Annotated in this window: 22 protein-coding genes; 9 read left to right on the top strand and 13 right to left on the bottom strand. The window is 65.8% G+C overall.

The window, feature by feature from the left end:
* Positions 1-6: 6 nt before the first annotated feature.
* The 5 genes from ACZ1I2_RS09575 to ACZ1I2_RS09555 form a co-directional block, all read right to left on the bottom strand.
* Complete coding sequence (locus ACZ1I2_RS09575; RefSeq protein WP_465169920.1) at positions 7-426, bottom strand: nuclear transport factor 2 family protein; 420 nt, start codon at positions 424-426, stop codon at positions 7-9.
* A 77-nt stretch (positions 427-503) separates the two neighbouring features.
* Positions 504-3,104, bottom strand: a complete 2,601-nt coding sequence (metH, locus tag ACZ1I2_RS09570) for a methionine synthase (RefSeq protein ID WP_465174280.1) — start codon at positions 3,102-3,104, stop codon at positions 504-506.
* 114 nt (positions 3,105-3,218) lie between these two features.
* Positions 3,219-4,268 carry a homocysteine S-methyltransferase family protein gene (locus ACZ1I2_RS09565; protein WP_465174281.1) on the bottom strand — a complete coding sequence of 350 codons (1,050 nt, stop codon included), beginning with the start codon at positions 4,266-4,268 and terminating at the stop codon, positions 3,219-3,221.
* Between the two features lie 114 nt (positions 4,269-4,382).
* Entirely contained in the window at positions 4,383-5,321 is a 939-nt protein-coding gene (metF, locus tag ACZ1I2_RS09560) for a methylenetetrahydrofolate reductase (RefSeq protein WP_465169923.1), read from the bottom strand.
* Complete coding sequence (locus tag ACZ1I2_RS09555) at positions 5,318-6,289, bottom strand: ArsR/SmtB family transcription factor (protein WP_465169924.1); 972 nt, start codon at positions 6,287-6,289, stop codon at positions 5,318-5,320. The genes metF and ACZ1I2_RS09555 overlap by 4 nt, the downstream gene beginning before the upstream one ends.
* 144 nt (positions 6,290-6,433) lie before the next feature.
* On the opposite strand from ACZ1I2_RS09555, the gene ACZ1I2_RS09550 reads away from it, so the two are divergent.
* The 4 genes from ACZ1I2_RS09550 (at position 6,434) to ACZ1I2_RS09535 (ending at position 8,983) form a co-directional block, all read left to right on the top strand.
* On the top strand, positions 6,434-6,724 hold the full coding sequence (locus tag ACZ1I2_RS09550; protein WP_465169925.1) for a hypothetical protein: 291 nt from the start codon (positions 6,434-6,436) through the stop codon (positions 6,722-6,724).
* Between the two features lie 103 nt (positions 6,725-6,827).
* Entirely contained in the window at positions 6,828-7,013 is a 186-nt protein-coding gene (locus tag ACZ1I2_RS09545) for a hypothetical protein (RefSeq protein ID WP_465174282.1), read from the top strand.
* Positions 7,014-7,018: 5 nt separating this feature from the next.
* Positions 7,019-7,969 carry an aldo/keto reductase gene (locus ACZ1I2_RS09540; RefSeq protein ID WP_465174283.1) on the top strand — a complete coding sequence of 317 codons (951 nt, stop codon included), beginning with the start codon at positions 7,019-7,021 and terminating at the stop codon, positions 7,967-7,969.
* A gap of 30 nt (positions 7,970-7,999) precedes the next feature.
* A complete protein-coding gene (locus ACZ1I2_RS09535; protein WP_465174284.1) occupies positions 8,000-8,983 on the top strand; it encodes an SMP-30/gluconolactonase/LRE family protein in 984 nt (327 codons plus the stop codon).
* 200 nt (positions 8,984-9,183) lie between these two features.
* Here ACZ1I2_RS09535 and ACZ1I2_RS09530 read toward each other — a convergent pair whose 3' ends face one another.
* Positions 9,184-9,588 (bottom strand): GFA family protein, encoded by a 405-nt coding sequence (locus ACZ1I2_RS09530; protein WP_465174285.1) that lies wholly within the window; start codon positions 9,586-9,588, stop codon positions 9,184-9,186.
* 84 nt (positions 9,589-9,672) lie between these two features.
* On the opposite strand from ACZ1I2_RS09530, the gene ACZ1I2_RS09525 reads away from it, so the two are divergent.
* Positions 9,673-10,398: a helix-turn-helix transcriptional regulator gene (locus ACZ1I2_RS09525; protein WP_465169930.1), complete on the top strand. Its 726-nt coding sequence runs from the start codon at positions 9,673-9,675 to the stop codon at positions 10,396-10,398.
* Between the two features lie 45 nt (positions 10,399-10,443).
* Positions 10,444-10,884 carry a hypothetical protein gene (locus ACZ1I2_RS09520; protein ID WP_465174286.1) on the top strand — a complete coding sequence of 147 codons (441 nt, stop codon included), beginning with the start codon at positions 10,444-10,446 and terminating at the stop codon, positions 10,882-10,884.
* 183 nt (positions 10,885-11,067) lie between these two features.
* Here ACZ1I2_RS09520 and ACZ1I2_RS09515 read toward each other — a convergent pair whose 3' ends face one another.
* The 4 genes from ACZ1I2_RS09515 to ACZ1I2_RS09500 form a co-directional block, all read right to left on the bottom strand.
* Positions 11,068-12,663: an isocitrate lyase gene (locus ACZ1I2_RS09515; RefSeq protein WP_465174287.1), complete on the bottom strand. Its 1,596-nt coding sequence runs from the start codon at positions 12,661-12,663 to the stop codon at positions 11,068-11,070.
* Between the two features lie 132 nt (positions 12,664-12,795).
* On the bottom strand, positions 12,796-14,184 hold the full coding sequence (locus ACZ1I2_RS09510) for a helix-turn-helix domain-containing protein (RefSeq protein ID WP_465169933.1): 1,389 nt from the start codon (positions 14,182-14,184) through the stop codon (positions 12,796-12,798).
* 282 nt (positions 14,185-14,466) lie between these two features.
* Positions 14,467-14,850 (bottom strand): type II toxin-antitoxin system death-on-curing family toxin, encoded by a 384-nt coding sequence (locus ACZ1I2_RS09505; RefSeq protein WP_465174288.1) that lies wholly within the window; start codon positions 14,848-14,850, stop codon positions 14,467-14,469.
* Positions 14,851-14,853: 3 nt separating this feature from the next.
* A complete protein-coding gene (locus ACZ1I2_RS09500; protein ID WP_465169935.1) occupies positions 14,854-15,111 on the bottom strand; it encodes an AbrB/MazE/SpoVT family DNA-binding domain-containing protein in 258 nt (85 codons plus the stop codon).
* Positions 15,112-15,205: 94 nt separating this feature from the next.
* Between ACZ1I2_RS09500 and ACZ1I2_RS09495 the strand changes: the two genes are divergently transcribed.
* Both ACZ1I2_RS09495 and ACZ1I2_RS09490 read left to right on the top strand, forming a co-directional pair.
* Entirely contained in the window at positions 15,206-16,162 is a 957-nt protein-coding gene (locus ACZ1I2_RS09495; RefSeq protein WP_465169936.1) for a cation diffusion facilitator family transporter, read from the top strand.
* Complete coding sequence (locus ACZ1I2_RS09490; protein ID WP_465174289.1) at positions 16,156-16,839, top strand: hypothetical protein; 684 nt, start codon at positions 16,156-16,158, stop codon at positions 16,837-16,839. The genes ACZ1I2_RS09495 and ACZ1I2_RS09490 overlap by 7 nt, the downstream gene beginning before the upstream one ends.
* On the opposite strand, the gene ACZ1I2_RS09485 is transcribed toward ACZ1I2_RS09490, so the two are convergent.
* The 3 genes from ACZ1I2_RS09485 to ACZ1I2_RS09475 form a co-directional block, all read right to left on the bottom strand.
* Positions 16,740-17,441 carry a DUF4893 domain-containing protein gene (locus ACZ1I2_RS09485; protein ID WP_465169938.1) on the bottom strand — a complete coding sequence of 234 codons (702 nt, stop codon included), beginning with the start codon at positions 17,439-17,441 and terminating at the stop codon, positions 16,740-16,742. The two genes, ACZ1I2_RS09490 and ACZ1I2_RS09485, sit on opposite strands and share 100 nt — an antisense overlap.
* An 82-nt stretch (positions 17,442-17,523) precedes the next feature.
* Positions 17,524-18,309, bottom strand: coding sequence for a 3-hydroxybutyrate dehydrogenase (locus tag ACZ1I2_RS09480; protein WP_465174290.1), 786 nt, complete (start codon positions 18,307-18,309; stop codon positions 17,524-17,526).
* Between the two features lie 24 nt (positions 18,310-18,333).
* Positions 18,334-19,488 carry a patatin-like phospholipase family protein gene (locus ACZ1I2_RS09475; protein WP_465174291.1) on the bottom strand — a complete coding sequence of 385 codons (1,155 nt, stop codon included), beginning with the start codon at positions 19,486-19,488 and terminating at the stop codon, positions 18,334-18,336.
* A 153-nt stretch (positions 19,489-19,641) separates the two neighbouring features.
* On the opposite strand from ACZ1I2_RS09475, the gene ypfJ reads away from it, so the two are divergent.
* Positions 19,642-20,565 (top strand): KPN_02809 family neutral zinc metallopeptidase, encoded by a 924-nt coding sequence (gene ypfJ / locus ACZ1I2_RS09470; protein ID WP_465174292.1) that lies wholly within the window; start codon positions 19,642-19,644, stop codon positions 20,563-20,565.
* The last annotated feature ends 30 nt before the right edge of the window (positions 20,566-20,595 follow it).

The raw sequence follows: 20,595 nt of genomic DNA, 5'->3' as shown, positions 1-20,595 counted from the left end.
AAGGGGTCAGGCCAAGGTCTCGGATCGTGCTGCCAGCATGTCGGCGATCAGCGCGGTGTCGGCGAACTCGACGATCGAGGTGACCTTGCCGTCATCGCCCAAAGTCCAGATGTCGCAAAGCTCGGTCTCGACGCACGGGCCACCCGCGCACGATGTCTCCACAGCCCATCGGATCATCACGGCGTCACCATCGATCATCACCTGGAGCCGGTCCATGCGGTGGAACCGGAACAGGTCGATCAGTTCGTCGACGGTTTCCAGGGCATCCGCCGGGCCGACGGGGAAACCCGCAATCAGCCGGCCTTGCCCGACTATCCGAAACGCCGCGCCGGGTGCGAAAAAGGCGCGCAGCGCTTCCTTGTCGCCGGATTGGCGCGCCGCATAAGCGCGATCGACGGTGCCAAGGATTGTTTCGCGATCCAGCATGTGCCTGTCCCCTCGATCCCATTATCGTACCGATGGGCGATCGCGAAAAGGTGGAGTCAGGGCCAGTATGGACCTAATTAGTCCAGGTTGGGCCGCAGCCAGCGCTCCGCCGTCGGCAGATCTATCCCGCGCCGTTCGGCATATTCCTCCAGCTGGTCGCGACCGACGCGGGCCACGCCGAAATATTCGGCCTCGGGATGACCAAAATAGAAGCCCGAGACCGCCGCGGTCGGCAGCATCGCGAAGCTTTCGGTCAGCGAAATGCCGGTCGCGTGGTGCGCGTCGAGCAGCTTGAACAGAGTCGGCTTCAGGCTGTGGTCGGGGCAGGCGGGATAGCCCGGTGCCGGGCGAATGCCGCGATACTGCTCCCTGATCAGCGCTTCGTTGGTGAGCTGCTCGTCCGGCGCATAGCCCCACAGCGTGGTGCGGACATGGCGGTGCAGCGCCTCGGCCAATGCCTCGGCGAAGCGGTCGGCCAGCGCCTTCAGCAGAATGTCCGAATAATCGTCGATCGCTGCCTTGAAGCGGGCAAGGTGCGGCTCGATGCCGTGGATGCTGACCGCGAAGCCGCCGATCCAGTCGCCGTCATGGCTGATGAAATCGGCCAGGCACATATTCGCCCTGCCCTCGCGCTTGGCGATCTGCTGGCGCAGGAAGGGCAATGTCACATGGCTCTCGTCATCGAGATGGATGATGACGTCGTCGCCCTCGCGGCGGCACGGCCAAAGCCCCGCGACGCCGCGCGCGACCAGCCATTTCTCGGCGATGATCCTGTCGAGCATCGCATTTGCGTCGGCGAACAGGCTGCGCGCGCTCTCGCCGACGACCTTGTCGTCCAGGATCGCCGGGTAATTGCCGGCCAGTTCCCAGGCGCGGAAGAAGGGCGTCCAGTCGATGATCTCGCGCAGCTCGGCCAGGTCCCAGTCGCGGAAGATATGCACGCCCGGCTGTTTCGGCGTCGGCGGCTTGAGGTTCATGTCCGCCTCGAACGCATTGTCGCGGGCGACCTGCAGCGGGACCAGCTCGCTCTGGCTGCGGCCGGCGCGGGCGACGCGCACTGCCTCATATTCGTCGGCGGTCTTGAGGACGAAGGCGTCCTTCTGCGTGTCGCTGACCAGGGTCGAGGCGACGCCGACCGCGCGGCTGGCATCGAGCACGTGCACGACCGGGCCGTCATAGGCCGGCGCGATGCGCAAAGCGGTATGAACCTTCGAGGTGGTGGCGCCACCGATCAGCAGCGGCATCTTCATGCCGGCGCGCTTCATCTCCTCGGCCACGGTGACCATCTCGTCGAGCGACGGGGTGATCAGGCCGGAGAGGCCGATCATGTCGGCGTCATTCTCATTGGCGGCGGCGAGAATGGCGGACCAGGGCACCATGACGCCCATGTCGACCACGTCGAAGCCATTGCACTGAAGCACGACGCCGACGATGTTCTTGCCGATATCATGCACGTCGCCCTTGACGGTCGCCATGATGATCTTGCCCTTGCCGCGCGCGCCGGGCTCCTTCGCCGCCTCGATGAAGGGCAGCAGATGGGCGACCGCCTTCTTCATCACGCGCGCCGATTTCACCACCTGGGGCAGGAACATCTTGCCCGAGCCGAACAGGTCGCCGACGACGTTCATGCCGTCCATCAGCGGGCCTTCGATCACTTCGATCGGGCGGGCGTAGAGCAGCCGCGCTTCCTCGGTATCGGCGACGACGTCCGCGTCGATGCCCTTGACCAGCGCATGCTCGAGCCGCTTGGCGACGGGCCAGCCGCGCCATTCCGCCATCTGCTTCTCGGCGACTTCGTCCGTGCCCTTGTAGCGTTCGGCCAGGGCGATCAGCCGCTCGGTCGCGCCATCGTCCTTGTTGAGGACGACATCCTCACAGGCCTGGCGCAGCTCGGGATCGATCGTGTCGTACACGTCGAGCTGGCCGGCATTGACGATCGCCATGTCGAGCCCGGCGGGGATTGCATAATAGAGAAACACCGAGTGCATCGCGCGGCGCACCGGCTCATTGCCGCGGAACGAGAAGCTGAGGTTCGAAAGGCCGCCCGAGATGTGGCAATGCGGCAGCTTCGCCTTGATTTCCCGGCACGCCTCGATGAAATCGTTGCCGTAATTATTATGTTCTTCGATCCCGGTCGCGACCGCGAAGATGTTGGGATCGAAGATGATGTCTTCCGGGGGAAAGCCGATGCCCATCAGCAGGTTATAGGCGCGCTCGCAGATCTCGACCTTACGCGCCTTCGTATCCGCCTGACCAACCTCGTCAAAGGCCATGACGACGACGGCGGCGCCGTACTGCATCACCTTCTTGGCCTGGGCGAGGAACTGGGCCTCGCCCTCCTTCATGCTGATCGAGTTGACGATCGGCTTGCCCGAGACGCATTTCAGCCCGGCCTCGATCACCGACCATTTCGAGCTGTCGATCATGAAGGGGATGCGCGCGATATCGGGCTCGGCGGCGATCAGCTTGAGGAAAGTGGTCATCGCCACTTCGGCGTCGAGCAGGCCCTCGTCCATGTTGACGTCGAGCACCTGCGCGCCCGATTCGACCTGCTGCAGCGCGACCTCGACCGCGGCGGGATAGTCGCCCGCCATGATCAGTTTCTTGAAGCGCGCCGATCCGGTGACGTTGGTGCGCTCGCCGATATTGACGAACTGGGCAGTGGAGGGAGTGGTCATTCTCGACTTTCCCCCCTCCCGCTTGCGGGAGGGGTCGGGGGAGGGCTTGTAAGTTACGGTCGGCGCGGAAGAGGACAGGCCCTCCCCCAGCCCCTCCCGCAAGCGGGAGGGGAGTTAAGCTGCCATCGTCATCGGCTCCAGCCCGGCGAGCCGCGTCTTTACCGGCGGCACGACCGGCGTGCGCGGATCGAGTTCGGCCACTGCCTTGGCGATCGCGGCAATATGCGCCGGGGTCGACCCGCAACAGCCGCCCAGGATGTTGACCTGGCCGGCCGCGGCCCATTCGCGCACCAGCCCTGCGGTGGTGACCGGCTGCTCGTCATATTCGCCGAGCTCGTTGGGCAGGCCGGCGTTCGGATAGACCATGATCAGCGTGTCGGCGATGTCGCTCAGGGTGCGCACATGCGGGCGAAGCTGTTCCGCCCCGAATGAACAGTTGAGCCCGATGGTGATCGGTTTGGCATGGCGCACCGCGTGCCAGAATGCCTCGACCGTGTGGCCGGAAAGGTTGCGGCCCGACAGATCGGTCAAGGTCATCGAGAGCATGATCGGCACGTCGCGACCCAGATCGTCCGCCGCCTCCAGCGCCGCCATGACGCCGGCCTTGGCATTGAGCGTATCGAACACCGTCTCGATCAGGATGAAGTCCACCCCGCCGTCGAGCAGCGCATCGATCTGTTCGCGGTACACCGACTTCAGGTAATCGAAGTCGATCTCGCGGAAACCCGGATCGTTGACGTCCGGCGACAGCGACAAGGTCTTGTTCGTCGGCCCGATCGCGCCGGCGACGAAGCGCGGACGGCCATCCTTCGCTTCATATTCGTCCGCCAGCCGGCGGGCGATCTGCGCCGACGCGATATTGATCTCCCTGACCAGGCTCTCCGCGGCATAGTCTGCCTGGCTGATCACGTTGGCGCTGAAGGTGTTGGTCGAGACGATGTCCGATCCCGCATCGAGATATTCGCGGGTGATCGTCTCCGGCACCTCGGGCTTGGTCAGCGCGAGGATGTCGTTATTGCCCTTCTGGTCCTTCGCCAGGCCGAGCGCGCCGGCATAATCCGCCTCGTTCAGCTTCCAGTTCTGGATCTCGGTGCCGAAGGCGCCGTCGGTGATCAGGATGCGCCTGGCGGCTTCGGCCAGCAATCTTTCGCGTGCAGTCGTCATCGTCTCTTCCTTCGTCACCCCGGACTTGTTCCGGGGTCCACCGTCCCGCACACTCACCGATCGCAGATGCTGCGGAACGGCGGATGCCGGAACAAGTCCGGCATGACGGGTAGTTTATGCCGCCTCTACCTTGACCCCATCCGTCGCGCGCAGGCCGAGCATGTGGCAGATCGCGAAGCTCAGCTCGGCGCGGTTGAGCGTGTAGAAATGGAAGCTGCGCACGTCGCCGGCATAAAGGCGACGGCACATTTCCGCCGCGATCGTCGCCGCGACGAGCTGGCGTGCCGCGGGATGATCGTCGAGCCCCTCGAACAGCCGGCCCATCCAGTCGGGAATCTCCGCGCCGCACATCGCCGCGAACTTGCGGGTTTGCGCGACGTTGGAGACGGGCAGGATGCCGGGCACGATCTCCGCCGTGATGCCCGCCGCCGCGACGCGGTCGCGAAAGCGGAAAAAAGCCTCGGGCGAAAAGAAGAACTGGGTGATCGCCCGGTTCGCGCCGGCATCCAGCTTGCGCTTGAGATTGTCGATGTCAGCCTTGGCGTCAGGCGAATCCGGGTGACATTCGGGATAGGCAGCGACCGAGATCTCGAACGGATGGAGCTTCTTCAGGCCGGCGACGAGCGCCGCCGCATTCTCATACCCGTCGGGATGCGCCACGAACTTCGCGCCGGCGACGGGGGGATCGCCGCGCAGCGCGACGATGTGCCGCACGCCCGCCGCCCAATATTCCTCCGCGACCTGGTCGATCTCGGCCTTGCTCGCCTCGACACAGGTGAGGTGCGCGGCGGCGGCCAGCGATGTCTCGCGCTGGATTCGCGCGACCGTGGCGTGGGTGCGCTCGCGGGTCGATCCGCCGGCGCCATAGGTGACCGAGACGAAACGCGGGCCTAGCGGCTCCAGCGTCTTCACGGCCTCCCACAGGCTCTCTTCCATCCTGGGCGTCTTTGGCGGAAAGAATTCGAACGACACCTGCGCGTCGCCCGCCAGATCAGCGAACAGCGGCGAGGCCTGGGCGCGACGCGCTTCGCTTTGCGGATTCCGGGTCGTCATGCTGCCTTAACCTCTCGTACCGGTATTTGTGTTTGCGCGGTCGCCTTGCGCGCCAGCCAGAGCTTCACCGTCAGTTCGCCGCCCTCGAGCGTCTCGGTGCGGGCCGGAACCAGCCCGGCGGCCTCGAACCAGGCGGCGATCTGATCGTCGGAAAAGCCGAGCCGGGTATGCGCGTCGCGCGTGCGGAGTTCCTCGCGGTCGTGCGGCGCGAAATCGGCGATCAGCAACCGTCCGCCGTCGGACAGGACACGCGCCGCCTCGGCGATCGCGGCGCCGGGCTGCTGTGCGAAATGGAGGACGTGGTGGAGAATCGCCGCATCCGCCTCACCGTCGCCGAGCGGCAGCGCGTAGAGATCGGCCTGGCGCAACTCGGTATTGGCAAATCCGCGTTCGGACAGCTTGGCCCGCGCAAGGCGCAGCATTTCCGAACTGCGATCGATGCCGAGCGCCTGCTTCGCCCGCCCGGCAAACAATTCCAGCATCCGGCCGGTGCCGGTGCCGATATCGATGAGCTGGCCGATCGGCGTATCGCCGAGCACGGCGGACATGGCCGCCTCGACCTCGCTCTCGGCGATGTGGAGCGAACGGATCGCATCCCATTGCCCCGCATTGGCCTCGAACCAGCCCGCCGCCGAGGAAGCGCGGTCGGCCCGCACCGCCGCCAGCCGCGCGGCATCCGCCACCGCCCAATGATCGGGCTCGAGCTTGCCCCATTGGTCGAGCGAGGCGAGCACCGGATCGACCTTCGACGCCGAACCGAGCGCCACGAACACCCAGCTGCCTTCCTTGCGGCGTTCCGCAAGGCCGGCGTCGCACAGGATCTTCACATGGCGGCTGACGCGCGGCTGGCTTTGACCGAGCACCTGCGCCAGCTCGCCGACCGACAGCTCCATCGACCGCAGCAGCGCAAGGATACGCAGGCGGGTGCCGTCTGCGAGCGCGCGGAATATGTCGAGAGCGAGGGTCATGGTCGAATTAGATATAAAGATATCTTTATATGAGGTCAACGACCCAAGCCAGGGAACTGAAGCCGATTGCGCGCGTCCAGCCCGTTCGATAGCGTCGCCGTGATGCGTCGACGCCGATATGCATCCCACAAGAGGAGCCGACAGATGACGAAAACCCTGATCCTGCCGCTTGCAATGACCGCCGCGCTGGGCCTCGCCGCCTGCAGCCCCAAGGCGCAGAACGAAACCGCCCAGGCCGCCGACACGATCGCCGCCGACGCGAATGCGACGATGAGCGAGGCCGCCGCCGACACGAGCGCGGCGACCGATCGAGCGCTGGGCGCCGCCGAGGCCTCGATCGACAATAGCGGCGCGGCGATCGGCAACGCGACGGATTCGGCGCTCGACAGGACCGGCAATGCGATGAAGGCAGCCGGCAACGTGATCGAGGACTGATCTCCCGGCGGCCGCGGCGACTGTTTCGACATAGTGCCCGGACAAGTTTGATATTGCCTCGCCGGGCCGTCCTCCGACAAGCTCGGCAAGAACGGAGACACGGATGGCCTGGTTCAGGTCCGGCATGCTGGCCGGCGCATTGCTGCTCGCCTCCTGCAGCGGCGGCAACGATACCCCCGGTGCCACGACGCCGGCCGAGGCACGGGCGCTGAACGACGCCGCCGCAATGCTCGACGCCAACAGCGTCGATATGAACGCCGTTTCGGCGAACGAGATCGAAAGGGAATAGCCGCCATGACGACCCTACGCCGCCTGGGCGCGACCGACCTGCACATCGCCCCGCTGGTACTCGGCGGGAACGTCTTCGGCTGGACCGCGGACAAGGCCGCCAGCTTCGCCATCCTCGATGCGTTCGTCGCCGCAGGCGGCACGATGATCGACACCGCGGATGTCTATTCGGCCTGGGCGCCCGGCCATCAGGGCGGCGAATCCGAGAGCGTGATCGGCGAATGGCTGCGCAGCGGCGGCAAGCGCGACAAGGTGCTGATCGCGACCAAGGTCGGCATGCTGCCCGGCGAGGGTGGCGAGAAGCTGGCGCCCGCGCGCATCGCCGCCGCGGCCGAGGCATCGCTCAAACGGCTGGGCGTCGAGCAGATCGATCTCTATTTCGCGCATCAGGACGACGACGCGGTCGCGCAGGAAGATGCGCTCGCTGCCTTCGCCAAGCTGATCGACGCGGGCAAGATTCGCGCGCTGGGCGCGTCCAATTTCCATGCCGGGCGGCTCAAATCGGCGAACGACGCAGCCAAAGCGCACGGCCTGCCGCATTACCAGGTGCTGCAGCCCGAATATAATCTGGTGAGCCGTCACAAGTTCGAGGGCGAATTGCAGGATTATTGCGTCGTCCACGATATCGGCGTGGTGCCCTATTACGGGCTCGCCTCGGGCTTCCTGACGGGCAAGTACCGCTCGGCCGATGACCTGGGCAAGAGCGTGCGCGGGGGTCGGATGACTGACCTGCTCGAAGGCAGGGGCAAGGCCGTGCTGGCCGCGATGGACGCTGTCGCCGCCGAGACCGGCGCGACGCTCGCGCAGATCGCGCTGGCCTGGCTGGCGGCGCAGCCCGGCGTCACCGCGCCGATCGCGAGCGCGACCAGCGTCGCGCAAATGGACGAGCTTGCCGGGTCGATGGACCTGAGCCTGACCGAGGGGCAACTCGATCGGCTGACCAACGCCGGCGCCTGACTTCACATAGCCTAGGGGGAGGACGAGGATATGAAGACTGTGTTCGCAGCCGCACTCGCGAGCCTGTTGCTCGGCGGGGCATCGGCCCTGGCGCAACAGGCCGCCGCTCCAGCCGCACCGCAGCCCTTTGTCGCCGGCTCGCCGCTCGGCGTGACGGCCGAGGGCAAGTTCAATCCCATGTCGTCCAACGTGAAGGTCTATGGCGCGATCGTCAGCGCGGAGAGCTGCAGCTACGACCCGGCGCGCAACCTGATCATGGCCGTCAATCGCGGCGGCACGCAGAAAGAGGCGCCGAACGACGGCTTCGTCTCGCTGATCAACCATGACGGATCGGTCCACACCTCGCGCTGGATCGGCGCGACCCGCAACGGGCTGGTGCTCAACCAGCCATTTGGCAGTGTCGTGCATGACGGCAAGCTCTACCTCGCCGACAGCGACGGCGACACGGCGGACGGGGCGAAGCGCGTCTCCGTCGTCCGCATGTTCGACCTGAAGACCGGCGCGCCGGCGGGGGAGATCGCCAGCCCGGATGTCGCCTGGCTCAACGATATCGCGGTCGCGAAGGACGGCACCATCTACGGGTCGCAGACCGGCAGCGCCGATGCGCAGACGCCGTGGCGGATCTACAGGATCACGCCCGACGGCAAGACCTCCATCTTCATCGAGGGCGCCCCATTGTCGCGCCCGAACGGCGTCGCGATCGACAAGGACGGCAATATCGTCGTGGTGAACATCGGCGACGATTCAGTGCTGACCTTCTCGCCCGCCGCGACGCTGATCAGGACCGAGAAGGCGGCGCAGCCGGGCAATGACGGGCTGGTCATCATGCCCGACGGCACCAAATATGTGAGCAGCGTGGTGAATGGCGGCGTCTCGCGCATCCGCCCGGGCCAGCCGGCGCAACTGATCGCGACGGGCATCCCGAGCGCGGCGTCGATGTGCCTCGATACGGGGGCCAATCAGCTCGTCATTCCGATGAATGCCAATAATTCACTGGCATTCGTCAAGCTGTGACGGCCGGCGGAGCCGGCTCAGCCTTGATGGACTTGCCCGCAAAACAGCCTGATGCCTCTCCCGCAAACCCGTCATGCTAAACTTGCTTCAGCATCCATGCGCGGCCACCTGAACCAAGAGCGTCGCTCACGGAACCGCTGGTCGCGCATGGACCCTGAAACAAGTTCAGGGTGACGGCGGGAAAGGACGCGTCGTTTCCCCTACAAATAGGACGTAACCGCCGGCTTTTCCCACCAGAGATTGTCGCGGCCATTGGCATAGTTGACCGGGGCCTCGGCCAGTTCCTGCGGCGTCGCATCGTCGAGGCAGTTGATGGCGATGCTGACGAAATCGCCGCCAATCGCCTCGACATGGCCGTCGCCGAACGGCGCGCAGCCGCAGGTCCTGCAGAAGCGGTGATGACCGGACAGCGTACCGAACTGATAGTCGGACAGCGCGTCCCTGCCCTGCAGCAGGCGGAAGGCATCGGGTTTGATGTTGATGCCCCAGGCGCGGCGCTTGGTGCAGATCGAGCAATTGCAGCGGCCGGTGCCGGCCTCGAGATCGAGATCGGCTTCGAACGCGACCGCGCCGCAGTGGCAGCTGCCATGATAGGTCTTGAGCATGATGGTCTCCCTTGGTTGCGGGAGTCGACATACTGCCACCCTGCTGCCAGCATGGTGGCAGCAGCCTGGCACTAGGACCCCATCATGCGCCGCGCCGACCGCCTGTTCGAGATCGTCCAGATCCTGCGCCGCGAGCGCCGGCCGATCACCGCCGATGCGATCGCGATCGAACTCGAGACGTCGAAACGGTCAGTTTATCGGGATATCGCCGCGCTGATGGCGCAGCGCGTGCCAATCCGGGGCGAGGCCGGGATCGGCTATGTCCTGGAAAGCGGCTTCGACCTGCCGCCACTGATGCTCAATCCGGAAGAAGTCGAGGCGGCGGTGCTCGGCGCGCAATGGGTGGCCGGGCATGGCGATGCGGCGCTGGCCAATGCCGCGCGCAACCTGATCGCCAAGATCGCCGCGGTGGTGCCGGCCGAGATGCGCGCGCTGGTCGACGACCCCGCCGCGCGGACTCCGCCAGCGTGGAAGATGCCCGAGGACGCGGTCGACGCCACGATGCTGCGCCGGGCGATCCGCGCGGGGCGCAAGATCGCCCTCGCCTACCGCGCGCAGGACGGGGCGCCGACCGAGCGCATCGTCTGGCCCGCGCTGATCGGCTATCACGACAGCGCGCGGGCGCTGATCGCGTGGTGCGAACTGCGCGAGGATTTCCGCAGTTTCCGGCTCGACCGAATCGTCGCCGCGGACGTGCTCGACGCACGCTATCCGCTGCGGCCCGGACAGTTGCGCGGTCGCTGGCTCGCGCAGCTTCAGGCGAAAATCATCGTGGAGAGTTCCGCAAGCGGGGCGCGCGACCATCAGTGAATCTACGCACTTGCCCCAGGCTTGCCGCCTGCTAGGGCGATTCTCATGAAAGCCAAGACCCAGCAATCCCTGCGCCGCTATCATCTCTATATCGGGATGTTCCTGGCGCCGGCGATCATCTTCTTCTCGCTCAGCGGCGCGTTGCAGACCTTCCGCCTGCAGGAGGAAAAGGGATGGGGCGGCACGCCGCCGACCTGGATCGTGTGGCTGGCCAGCGTCCACAAGGACGACCGCCTGCCTCAGGCGAAAGCGGAGGGTGCCGACGAGCATGCCAAGCCGGCGGCGAAGCCTGCTCCCAAGGCACCGCAAAAACCCAAGCCATCCGCGCTGCCATTCAAGATCTTCGCGGTGCTGATGTCGGTCGGGCTGATCCTGTCGGCAGTGCTGGGCATCGTCATCGCGCTGAACAACCGCGCGACGCGACGGGTGTCGACGATCATGCTGGTAGCGGGCGTGATCGTGCCGATCCTGTTGCTGAAGATTTAGGCGTCGCTTTTTACCGTCGTCACCCTGAACTCGTTTCAGGGTCCATGCGCGGGCAGCGGCCTGAGGAGCGCCGTTCTTAGCTCAAAGCGACCGCGCATGGATGCTGAAACAAGTTCAGCATGACGGTCGAAGGAAAGCGGCCCGGGACTTCGTCTGAGCCGCCTTCGCTACTACCCGTCCGCTTTACGCGGCGAACTGATTCATCGTGTTGTGCGCGCCACCGGCCTTCAGCGCGGCCTCTCCGGCGAAATATTCCTTGTGATCGTCGCCGATGTCGGAGCCCGACATGTTCTGGTGCTTCACGCAGGCAATGCCCTGGCGGATTTCCTGGCGCTGCACGCCGAGGACATAACCGAGCATGCCGGCCTCGCCGAAATATTCCCTGGCGAGATTGTCGGTCGACAGCGCGGCGGTGTGATAGGTCGGCAGGGTGATCAGGTGGTGGAAGATGCCCGCCCGGCGCGCGCTGTCCGCCTGGAAGGTGCGGATGCGCTCATCGGCCTCGTCGCCCAGATCGGTGCCGTCATAATCGACGCTCATCAGGCGTGCCCGGTCATAGGCCGAGACGTCCCTGCCCTCCGCGGCCCAGGCGTCGAACACCTGCTGGCGGAAGTTCAAGGTCCAGTTGAACGAGGGCGAGTTGTTGTAGACCAGCTTCGCGTTCGGGATGACCTCGCGGATGCGGTCGACCATGCCGGCGATCTGCTCGATATGCGGTTTCTCGGTCTCGATCCACAACAGGTCGGCGCCGTTCTGCAGCGAGGTGATGCTGTCGAGCACGCAGCGATCCTCGCCCGAGCCGGCGCGGAACTGATAGAGGTTCGACGCCAGCCGCTTCGGCCGCATCAGCTTGCCGTCACGATTGATCACGACATCGCCGCTGCGGGCGTTCTCGGGCGTGATCTCCTCGCAATCGAGGAAGGCGTTATACTGGTCGCCCAGGTCACCGGGTTCCTTGCTGAAGGCGATCTGCTTGGTGAGGCCAGCACCGAGCGAATCCGTGCGGGTGACGATGATGCCGTCTTCGACGCCCAGCTCCAGAAAGGCGTAGCGGCAGGCGCGGACCTTGGCGAGGAAGTCCTCGTGCGGCACGGTGACCTTGCCGTCCTGGTGGCCGCACTGCTTCTCGTCGGAGACCTGGTTCTCGATCTGCAACGCGCAGGCGCCCGCCTCGATCATCTTGCGCGCGAGCAGATAGGTCGCCTCGGCATTGCCGAAGCCGGCATCGATATCGGCGATGATCGGCACGACGTGAGTCTGGTGGTTCTCGACCGCGGCGAGCAGTTGCTTCTCCTTGAGCTGGTCGCCGGCCTCGCGCGCGGCATCGATCTCGCGGAACATCATGCCGAGTTCGCGGGCATCGGCCTGACGGAGGAAAGTGTAGAGTTCCTCGATCAGCGCCGGGACCGATGTCTTCTCGTGCATCGACTGATCGGGCAGCGGCCCGAATTCGGAGCGCAGCGCCGCGATCATCCAGCCGGAGAGGTAGAGATAGCGCCGCTCGGTCGAACCGAAATGCTTCTTGATGGCGATCATCTTCTGCTGGCCGATAAAGCCGTGCCAGCACCCCAGCGACTGGGTGTAATTGGCCGGATCCGCGTCATAGGCGGCCATGTCCTTGCGCATGATCGCGGCGGTGTAGCGCGCAATGTCGAGCCCGGTGCGGAAGCGGTTCTGAAGTCGCATGCGTGCGACCGACTCGGCATCGATCCCGTCCCAGGTGCCGTTCTTGCCGCCGATGAGCTGGCCGATCTGTGCGATGTCGCTTTGGTAGGTCACGGTACGTCCCTCGGTTGTGATGCGAGGACAAGTACACAAATTGACAACAATCAAACCCCAGACAGGAGACAGAACCGCGTTAAGCTGTCACACTTTGCCCGATACTGGAGTAAATTTGTAAATTATCGACGCTTAATCGCCACCGAAGGTAAAGGGCGACACGCCTCGCTCGCGCTCGTTGATCAGCAACGCGCGCCCGATGGGCGGTGCCGACCGCTGGGGGCAACGCTCGCGCAGGCAGGCGCGGCAGCCAAGGCCGATCGGAGTCGCCTCGCCTTTCAGGTCGATGCCCCGCGCCACCGCCAGACCGCCGGCGAACTCGGCCGCGACACCCAATCCGATGGCGAACTCGGCCGGCACTGCGCCATAACGGCGCCCCTGCGGCGCGACCGTCCTCGCGATGGTGAGCCAGCGTGCCCCGCCCTCGAGCTCGACCAGTTGCACGGCGAGGCTGCCGGGGCGGTCGAAAGCGTGATGCAGGCGCCATAGCGGGCAGCGCCCCTCGGCTTCGGCCAGGGGCGACCCGCTCGCGCCAGAGAAGCGTTTCGATGCCTGGCCCGCGCGGTCGATCCGCACCATGAAGAAGGGCAATCCCCGCGCACCGACGCGCTGCAACGTCGACAACCGGTGCGCGACCTGCTCGAATCCTGCGCCGAAACGACGCTGAAGCAGTTCCAGATCATAGCCCGTCGACTCGCAGGCCCGCAGGAAGCGCGCATAGGGCATCATGACCGCAGCGGCGAAATAGCTGCCGAGATGGCGGCGATAGAGCCGCTCCGCTGCCCGGTCAGTGAACACCGCGCCTTTCGCAAGGGCATCGATTTCCCCGCGCGCCTCGATCTGGGCGAGCTGGAAGGCGGCGGCGAAGGTACGCGATGCGGGATCGAGCATCTCGCTCAACTGCAATTGCCGGGCATGAAGATCGAGCCGGCGCAACAGATCCGGCATGACGTCGACGGGAAGGATGCGAATGGTGAGCTGATGCTTGACCCGCAACCGTTCGGCAATGGCGCCATAAAGGTCGCCGGCGCCGAGGCGCAGCTCATCCGCCAGCTTCTCGGCCGCCGCGTCCAGATCGGCGAAATGTCCGCGCCAGCGCTCGATCTCGCGCCGTACTTCAGCAATCGGATCGCTGACGCTCGCCTCGCCCGCCACGGCGCCCGATCCGATCCGGTCATAGGCGCGGGCAAAAGCTTCCGCCCCGCCGGGCGCGCCGGCCAGCCATTCCTCCACCTCGTTCCGATCGATCTCCAGATCAGCGAACATCGGATCGGCCAGACGCCGCCGGATACCCGACTCGCCGCCGCCGGGCTCCCCAGCCGCCAAGGCGCGCGGATCGAAATCGAAGCTCTCGGCCAGCTTGACGAGGAGCGACGCGGACAAAGGCCGCTGGTTGCGTTCGACCAGATTGAGATAGCTGGGCGATATCGTCAGTACGTCGGACATGGCGGCCTGGGTCAGGCCCGCCTGGCGTCGCAACCGCCGCACGGCGTGCCCGGCAAAGAGTTTTCTGTCCGCCATATGCACGTCCCTTCGTCTGCCGCCTTCACCAGCGGGGCGGCCGGAGTCAATAGTTTACAGAATTTCAGGAAGCCTGCGTGCGGGCGCGACAACGCGACACCACAAAGGCCGCCGCCGCGCCTGACTTCGTCGATGCCGCGCGATAGTGCGCACTTCAAGGCGGCTCCTCTAGGCGGCCCGTTGCGAATTATTCGACCATTGGCAGCCGCTTAAAGCGGCGCCTTGAAAGTTTCCTGGGGAGGAAAGGATGGCCGCCGGCGGAGACGCCGGCGGCCATTTCCGTTAGCGCACCAGCCTGGCGCGGAACCAGTCGGCGACGGCGCTCTCTTCGAGTTCGCCTGAGGCAAGAGCCAGTACCATCCTGATGGCATCGGCCTTATCGAAGGCGATGGCCACATCATTCAGGCGCAGAAACAAGCGCGCCATCACCCAAGCGGTGCGCTTGTTGCCGTCGTTGAAGGGATGGTTGCGAGCGATGCCGAAAGCGTAAGCGGCTGCCAGCGCGCAGGGATCATTCTCTCCGTAAGCGTGCTTGTTCAATGGCCGACTCACTGCGGATTCAAGCAAGCCCGAATCCTTGGTGCCATCCAGCCCGCCATGTTCGGCAAGTTGGCGCTCGTGCACGGCGAAGGCCAGCTCGGCACTCAAAAATCGGAAATCCGTCATCGTCTAGCGAGCAAGCACCGCCAGGACGTCGCGATCCTCACGCATGATTTCCTCCGCCGCGCCCATCGCTTCAGCAAAGTCAGGATCGTGGGCCGACAGGCTGTATCCTTGAGGCGATTCGTTCAGAAATAACGCGTCCCCTTGGGACACGCGCAGGCGATCCAGCACGGCACGCGGCAAGATCACCCCGGTCGAATTGCCGACCTTGATGAGCTTGAGCTTTTTGGCGCGCAGGTCGCTATCGGAGATCGGCTTGTTCATACGCCGGTTATAACACACGCATCCGGATCGTTTCAATCGCTGGTGCGCTCCTGTCATCTGCGCTTAGGGTAGCTTGCACAAAAGGAGTTCCACGTTGGCGGCGACGAAGCACGGCTCCAATCTCGTCATCTACGCGGCCCTCGCCGCCAATCTCGGCATCGCGGTCGCGAAGTTCGTCGCGGCTGCGATTTCCGGCTCCTCCTCGATGCTGACCGAGGGGTTCCACTCGGTCGTCGACAGCCTCAACCAGGTGCTCCTCCTTTATGGTCAGAAGCGCGGGCAGCGCCCGCCGGATGTGGACCATCCCTTCGGCTATGGGCGCGAGCTGTATTTCTGGAGCTTCGTCGTCGCGATCCTGATCTTCGCGGTCGGCGCGGGCGTGTCGATCTATGAAGGGTGGGTCCATATCGCCGAACCCGAGCCGCTGCGCGATCCGACGATCAACTATGTCGTGCTCGCGGTCGCCTTCGCGATGGAGGGCGCGTCCTGGATCTTTGCCATGCGCGAATTCGCCGGATCGGTGCGCGGCACGAACTGGTGGCAGGCCGTGCGCGCCTCGAAGGACCCGGCCGGCTTCATCGTGCTGTTCGAGGATTCGGCGGCGCTCGCGGGGCTGCTGATCGCGGCCGTCGGCGTCTGGGCGAGCCATGCCTGGGGCGATCCCCGCATCGACGGCCTCGCCTCGATCGCGATCGGCATATTGCTCGGCGTCGTGGCGGCGCTGCTGGCGCGCGAGGCGAAGGGCCTGCTGATCGGGGAAGGCGCCGATCCCGCCGTCGTCACCCAGGTGCGCAAGATCGTCGACGCGCGCAAGGAGATCACCTGGGTCAATCACGTCCGCACGTTGCACACCGCGCCCGACCGGATCTTCGTCGCGATCAGCGCCGATTTCCGCGATTCGCTCAGCATGGGCGAGGCGGAGTTGCTGATCGAGGCGATCGAGACCGACCTCAAGGCAGCGCTGCCGCAGCTGTCGTCCATCTATATCCGCCCCGAGCGGCGGGAGGACGCGACCGCGCTTCATCCGGATGAGGCAGTGGGGGGTTGCTGATACAGGTCGGCCGCCGCGATCTGCTGGCGGCTGGCTTCTGCATGATGGTGCTGCCCTCTACCCGGGCGCTGGCGCTCGACCCGCATTTCCCGATCGACTGGCAAGGCGCCCCCGAAACGCCGGAGATCGCCGCGGCGCTTTCCGCGCAGATCGCGTTGATCGAAGCCCTGCCGATCGACCCGGCCATCATCGCCTTCTTCGCGGGGCAGCGCATCGCGGTCGACCCGATGCCCGGCAGCATGTCGCGCGTCGCGCCGGACGGCGTGCATTTCGAGCGGCGCGCGGTGCCGCCCGACAATCCGGTGCTGCTGCACGAGATGCTGCATCGCTATCATTTGCTGCGGCTGAGCGATGGCTATGAGAACCGGGACGTGCTGCGCTTCTATGGGGCGGCGCGTGCTTCGGGGCTCTATCCACCGGGCGCCTATATGCTCAGCCATCCGATCGAGTTCTTCGCGATGACGGCGAGCGCGGTACTGTATGGCAAGCTGGCACGACCACCCTTCTCGCGGGCAGAGGTTCGGGAAAAGTCGCCAAAGCTCTACCAGTGGATCGTCAGGGAATTCGGACTGCGACCTTACTCCGCCGGCACCAGTTCGACCACGTCGACGATCGATTCGAACCTGGGCCAGGGCAGCACCAGCCGCCAGCGCTTGTCGCCGACGCGTTCGATATAGCCGGCCATGTCGCGGCCGTCATCGCGGCCGTAATCCATCGGTTTCTTCTCGTCGCCGAACATCATCGTACCGAGGAAGATCTGGCGCGAGGCGCTGTCGGAGAAGAGCAGGCCGATCGGTCGCTGGGATCCGCCGACCTTGTACAGGCTCGACACCTCGCCCTCGTCATTGATGCGGCATTCATAGGGCGGATAGGCCGTGAAGTCGCGCATCGCCGTGCCGTTGGCACCGAGCTTGAACACGCGGCAGCGATAGCGCCCCGGCGGCGGCGCGGCGTTGGTCAGCGCGCGATCGGGATCGAACAGCGCGCCCTGCCCGGTCAGGTCGGCGGCCCGGCCCGCCGCGCGGATCTTGCCGAGCGCGGCAACCCAGGCATTGCGCCAGGTCCGCAGCCGCTCGCGATCCTTGTCGGTCGCCACCTGGTGCCAGTCCATGCTCGCGACCTTCAGGGTCACGGTCACCGGTACGGGCGGCGGTGTCGTCACCGGGACGATCGCCACCGGGGGCGGCGGTGCCGCGGCGACCTCGACCGGCTTCTCCGCCTTGCCGCCACATCCGGCAAGAAGCGCGCAGCCGCACAGACCGAGGGAAAATCTTTTCAAGCGACCGGTTCTTTCATCAGCGAGGGCGCAGCTAACCACGCCCTGCCCCACTTGCCAACCCGGGAGAACGGGGTCCGTTCCGTCAGGCCGCGGTCCAGCCGCCATCGACCGACAGATTGGCGCCGGTGATCGACTTCGCCTCGTCCCGGCACAGGAACAGGCCGAGCGCCGCAACCTGTTCCGGCGTCACGAATTCGCGCGTCGGCTGGGCGGAGAGCAGCACGTCGTTGAGCACCTGCTCGCGGGTCAGCCCGCGCGCCTTCATCGTGTCGGGAATCTGGTTCTCGACCAGCGGCGTCCAGACATAGCCGGGCGAGATGCAGTTGACGGTGATGCCGTGCGTGGCCGTCTCGAGCGCGATCGTCTTGGTCAGGCCGGCGATGCCGAACTTGGCCATCACATAAGCGCTCTTGTTCGGGCTCGCGACAAGCGAATGGGCGGAGGCGGTCGAGATGATCCGGCCCCATTTCGCTGCCTTCATGTACGGCACCGCCGCCTGCATCATGTACCAGGCCGAGGTGAGGTTGATCTTTATGATCGCCTCGAACTTGTCGGCCGGGAAATCCTCGATCGGCGCGACATGCTGAATGCCGGCATTGTTGATGATGATGTCCGGCCCGCCCAGCTCGTCATGGCAGCGCCTGACCATCGCTGCGATCGCCGCCGGATCGGTCATGTCGGCCGCATCGTACAGCGCCCTGGCGCCGCTCGTCGCTTCCAGCGCGGCGCGCTCGGTTTCGATCGCGGCGGCATCGCCGAAGCCGTTGATCATCACGCTGGCGCCTTCGCCGGCCAGGACCTTGGCATAGGCCAGGCCGATGCCCGAGGTGGAACCAGTGATGATCGCGCTCTTGCCCTTGAGGAACATGGGGGTTCTCCGTGGTTGAAAGTCTCAGATGGTCGGCGGACGCGCCGTCAGGTCGAACGCCGCGCTCTTGCCCGTCTCGATATTGGCGGCGACGAGGCGCGCATTGACCATCGTCTCGGCCACCGCCTCCTGCCCGGCATGCCAATGCTCGCGCATCGTGCGCGCGGAAAACTCGAAATCGCGCGAGCCGCCTTCCCAGGCATTGGTGCGATAGATCAGCTGGACGAGGCTGACCGGATGCTCCGCCGAGCGGCCGGCAAGCGCCAGCACGTCGGGATCGTCGCGCAGTGCCTCGGGCAGCTTGGCGAGCACCTTGCGCGCGATCTCGCGATCCTTGCGGATGCGGATCACCTGGTCCGACACCTGCCGCGTCCGGCTGGAGAAGCGGATTTCCTTCTCGCGCGCGGCGACGTCCATGATCGTCCTCGGCCGCTCGGCGGCGGCGGCGAACAGGTCGACCTGAAAGGCGAGCAATGGCCCGGTCTGATGGTCGAGTATGTGAGTCAGCGGCGTGTTCGAGACGAGCCCGCCATCCCACCACAGCCGCCCGTCGATCTCGATCGGCGGCAGTCCCGGCGGCAGCGCGCCCGACGCCATGATGTGCCGGGCGTCGATGCGCGTATCGGTCGTGTCGAAATAGTTGAAATTGCCGCTCTCGACATCGACCGCGCCGACCGACAGGCGCACCGCGCCGCTGTTCAGCAGATCCCAGTCGACCAGCGACTCCAGCGTGTCCTTCAGCGGCGCCGAATCATAGAAGCTCAGCGCCTCGGGCGTGCCCGGTGCGGCGAAGACGGGCGAGACCATGCGCGGCGCAAAGAAGCCCGGCACGCCCGCCGCCATGACATAGCCGGCCGACCATTCGTGCAGCCATTCGCGCACATGATCGTCGGGATAGATCGGGAAGCTCGGCAGCGAGGACGTCACCATGTCCCAGAAGGCGGTGAGCATCTCGACGCGCTTTTCCGGCGGGTTGCCGGCGAAGATCGCGGCGTTGACCGCACCGATCGAGATGCCGGCGACCCAGTCGATCTCGATCCCGCGGGTCTGCAATCCCTCGATCACGCCCGCCTGATAACTGCCCAGCGCGCCGCCGCCCTGCAGCACCAGCGCCACGCAGTCGGGCAGCGGCAGGGCCTCGACGCGGCGGCGCGTTCTGGTGGGTTCGGCATCGGCCATCTCTGCGCCCATGCGCCGCCCGCGCGGCCGGATCAACGGGCAGTTTGATGAAAAGCGCTTCACCGCCGCACGGTGACGAAATGCGCGGTCCTTGCAACAACTGGCGCTCCCGCGCATTCATGCCGCATCGGCAACGATCCCGGGATACCAGCAATGCGCCTCGACGATTTCGATCCCAATATCAATGTGGAGGATCAGCGCGGTCAGGGCGGCGGATTCGGACTGGGCGGTGGCGGCGGGGGCGGCGGCATGCTGTTCGGCCTGTTGCCTTTGGTGTTCAGCCGCTTCGGCTGCGGCGGCGTGGTCGTGCTGCTGATCGCCTTCGCGCTGTTCGGCGGGCTCGGTTCGCTCACCGGCGGCGGAGGGGGCAGTTCAGTATCCGCGCCGACCGAACGCGCCGGAAACGGCCCGGTCGCGGGAAGCGACACGGCATCGAGCTGCACGCTCAACGCCGCCAGCAAGGCCGCCTGCAACGCGTTCAGCTCGGCCGACAAGACCTGGGCGGCGCTCTTCAGCAAGGGCGGCGAGCGCTTCGCCCAGCCCAAGCTGGTCTTCTACGGCGGCCAGGGCCAGTCGGGCTGCGGCGCCGCGCAGAGCGCGATGGGCCCCTTCTATTGCCCGACCGACCAGGGCATCTATCTCGACACCAGCTTCTTCGACGAACTCGGCACCCGCTTCGGCGCCAAGGGCGATTTCGCGCAGGATTATGTGATCGCGCATGAATTCGGCCACCACATCCAGAACCTGCTCGGCACGTCGGACCAGGTCCAGCAACAGATGGCCCGCGCCAGCCGCACCGAGGGCAATGCACTGTCGGTCAGGCTCGAGCTTCAGGCGGACTGTTTCGCGGGCGTCTGGGCCGCGCAGAATCGCGACCGGATGGAACCGGGCGATCTGGAGGAAGGCATGACCGCCGCGCAGGCGATCGGCGACGACACGCTGCAGAAAGAGGCACAGGGCCGCGTCGTGCCCGACAGCTTCACCCATGGCACCTCGGCGCAGCGCATGGCCTGGCTGCGGCGCGGGCTCGACAGCGGCGACCCGAACCAGTGCGACACGTTCAGCGGGGCGATCTGAGGCGAGGATCGGTGGAGATATGGGACACCA

This window comes from Sphingomonas sp. BL-S-29, from assembly GCF_055521495.1.
Note: the sequence above shows the minus strand (reverse complement) of the source record. Positions and strands in the feature narration are given on the sequence as shown.

Bases quoted from the DNA above. Each gene is read 5' to 3' on its own strand.
- ACZ1I2_RS09555 (WP_465169924.1), bottom strand. From the start codon at position 6,289: ATGACCCTCGCTCTCGACATATTCCGCGCGCTCGCAGACGGCACCCGC.
- ACZ1I2_RS09510 (WP_465169933.1), bottom strand. From the start codon at position 14,184: ATGGCGGACAGAAAACTCTTTGCCGGGCACGCCGTGCGGCGGTTGCGA.
- metH (WP_465174280.1), bottom strand. From the start codon at position 3,104: ATGACCACTCCCTCCACTGCCCAGTTCGTCAATATCGGCGAGCGCACC.
- ACZ1I2_RS09545 (WP_465174282.1), top strand. From the start codon at position 6,828: ATGGCCTGGTTCAGGTCCGGCATGCTGGCCGGCGCATTGCTGCTCGCC.
- ACZ1I2_RS09535 (WP_465174284.1), top strand. From the start codon at position 8,000: ATGAAGACTGTGTTCGCAGCCGCACTCGCGAGCCTGTTGCTCGGCGGG.
- ACZ1I2_RS09530 (WP_465174285.1), bottom strand. From the start codon at position 9,588: ATGCTCAAGACCTATCATGGCAGCTGCCACTGCGGCGCGGTCGCGTTC.
- ACZ1I2_RS09500 (WP_465169935.1), bottom strand. From the start codon at position 15,111: ATGAACAAGCCGATCTCCGATAGCGACCTGCGCGCCAAAAAGCTCAAG.
- ACZ1I2_RS09475 (WP_465174291.1), bottom strand. From the start codon at position 19,488: ATGGCCGATGCCGAACCCACCAGAACGCGCCGCCGCGTCGAGGCCCTG.
- ACZ1I2_RS09540 (WP_465174283.1), top strand. From the start codon at position 7,019: ATGACGACCCTACGCCGCCTGGGCGCGACCGACCTGCACATCGCCCCG.
- ypfJ (WP_465174292.1), top strand. From the start codon at position 19,642: ATGCGCCTCGACGATTTCGATCCCAATATCAATGTGGAGGATCAGCGC.
- ACZ1I2_RS09520 (WP_465174286.1), top strand. From the start codon at position 10,444: ATGAAAGCCAAGACCCAGCAATCCCTGCGCCGCTATCATCTCTATATC.
- metF (WP_465169923.1), bottom strand. From the start codon at position 5,321: ATGACGACCCGGAATCCGCAAAGCGAAGCGCGTCGCGCCCAGGCCTCG.
- ACZ1I2_RS09575 (WP_465169920.1), bottom strand. From the start codon at position 426: ATGCTGGATCGCGAAACAATCCTTGGCACCGTCGATCGCGCTTATGCG.
- ACZ1I2_RS09565 (WP_465174281.1), bottom strand. From the start codon at position 4,268: ATGACGACTGCACGCGAAAGATTGCTGGCCGAAGCCGCCAGGCGCATC.
- ACZ1I2_RS09480 (WP_465174290.1), bottom strand. From the start codon at position 18,309: ATGTTCCTCAAGGGCAAGAGCGCGATCATCACTGGTTCCACCTCGGGC.
- ACZ1I2_RS09550 (WP_465169925.1), top strand. From the start codon at position 6,434: ATGACGAAAACCCTGATCCTGCCGCTTGCAATGACCGCCGCGCTGGGC.
- ACZ1I2_RS09525 (WP_465169930.1), top strand. From the start codon at position 9,673: ATGCGCCGCGCCGACCGCCTGTTCGAGATCGTCCAGATCCTGCGCCGC.
- ACZ1I2_RS09505 (WP_465174288.1), bottom strand. From the start codon at position 14,850: ATGACGGATTTCCGATTTTTGAGTGCCGAGCTGGCCTTCGCCGTGCAC.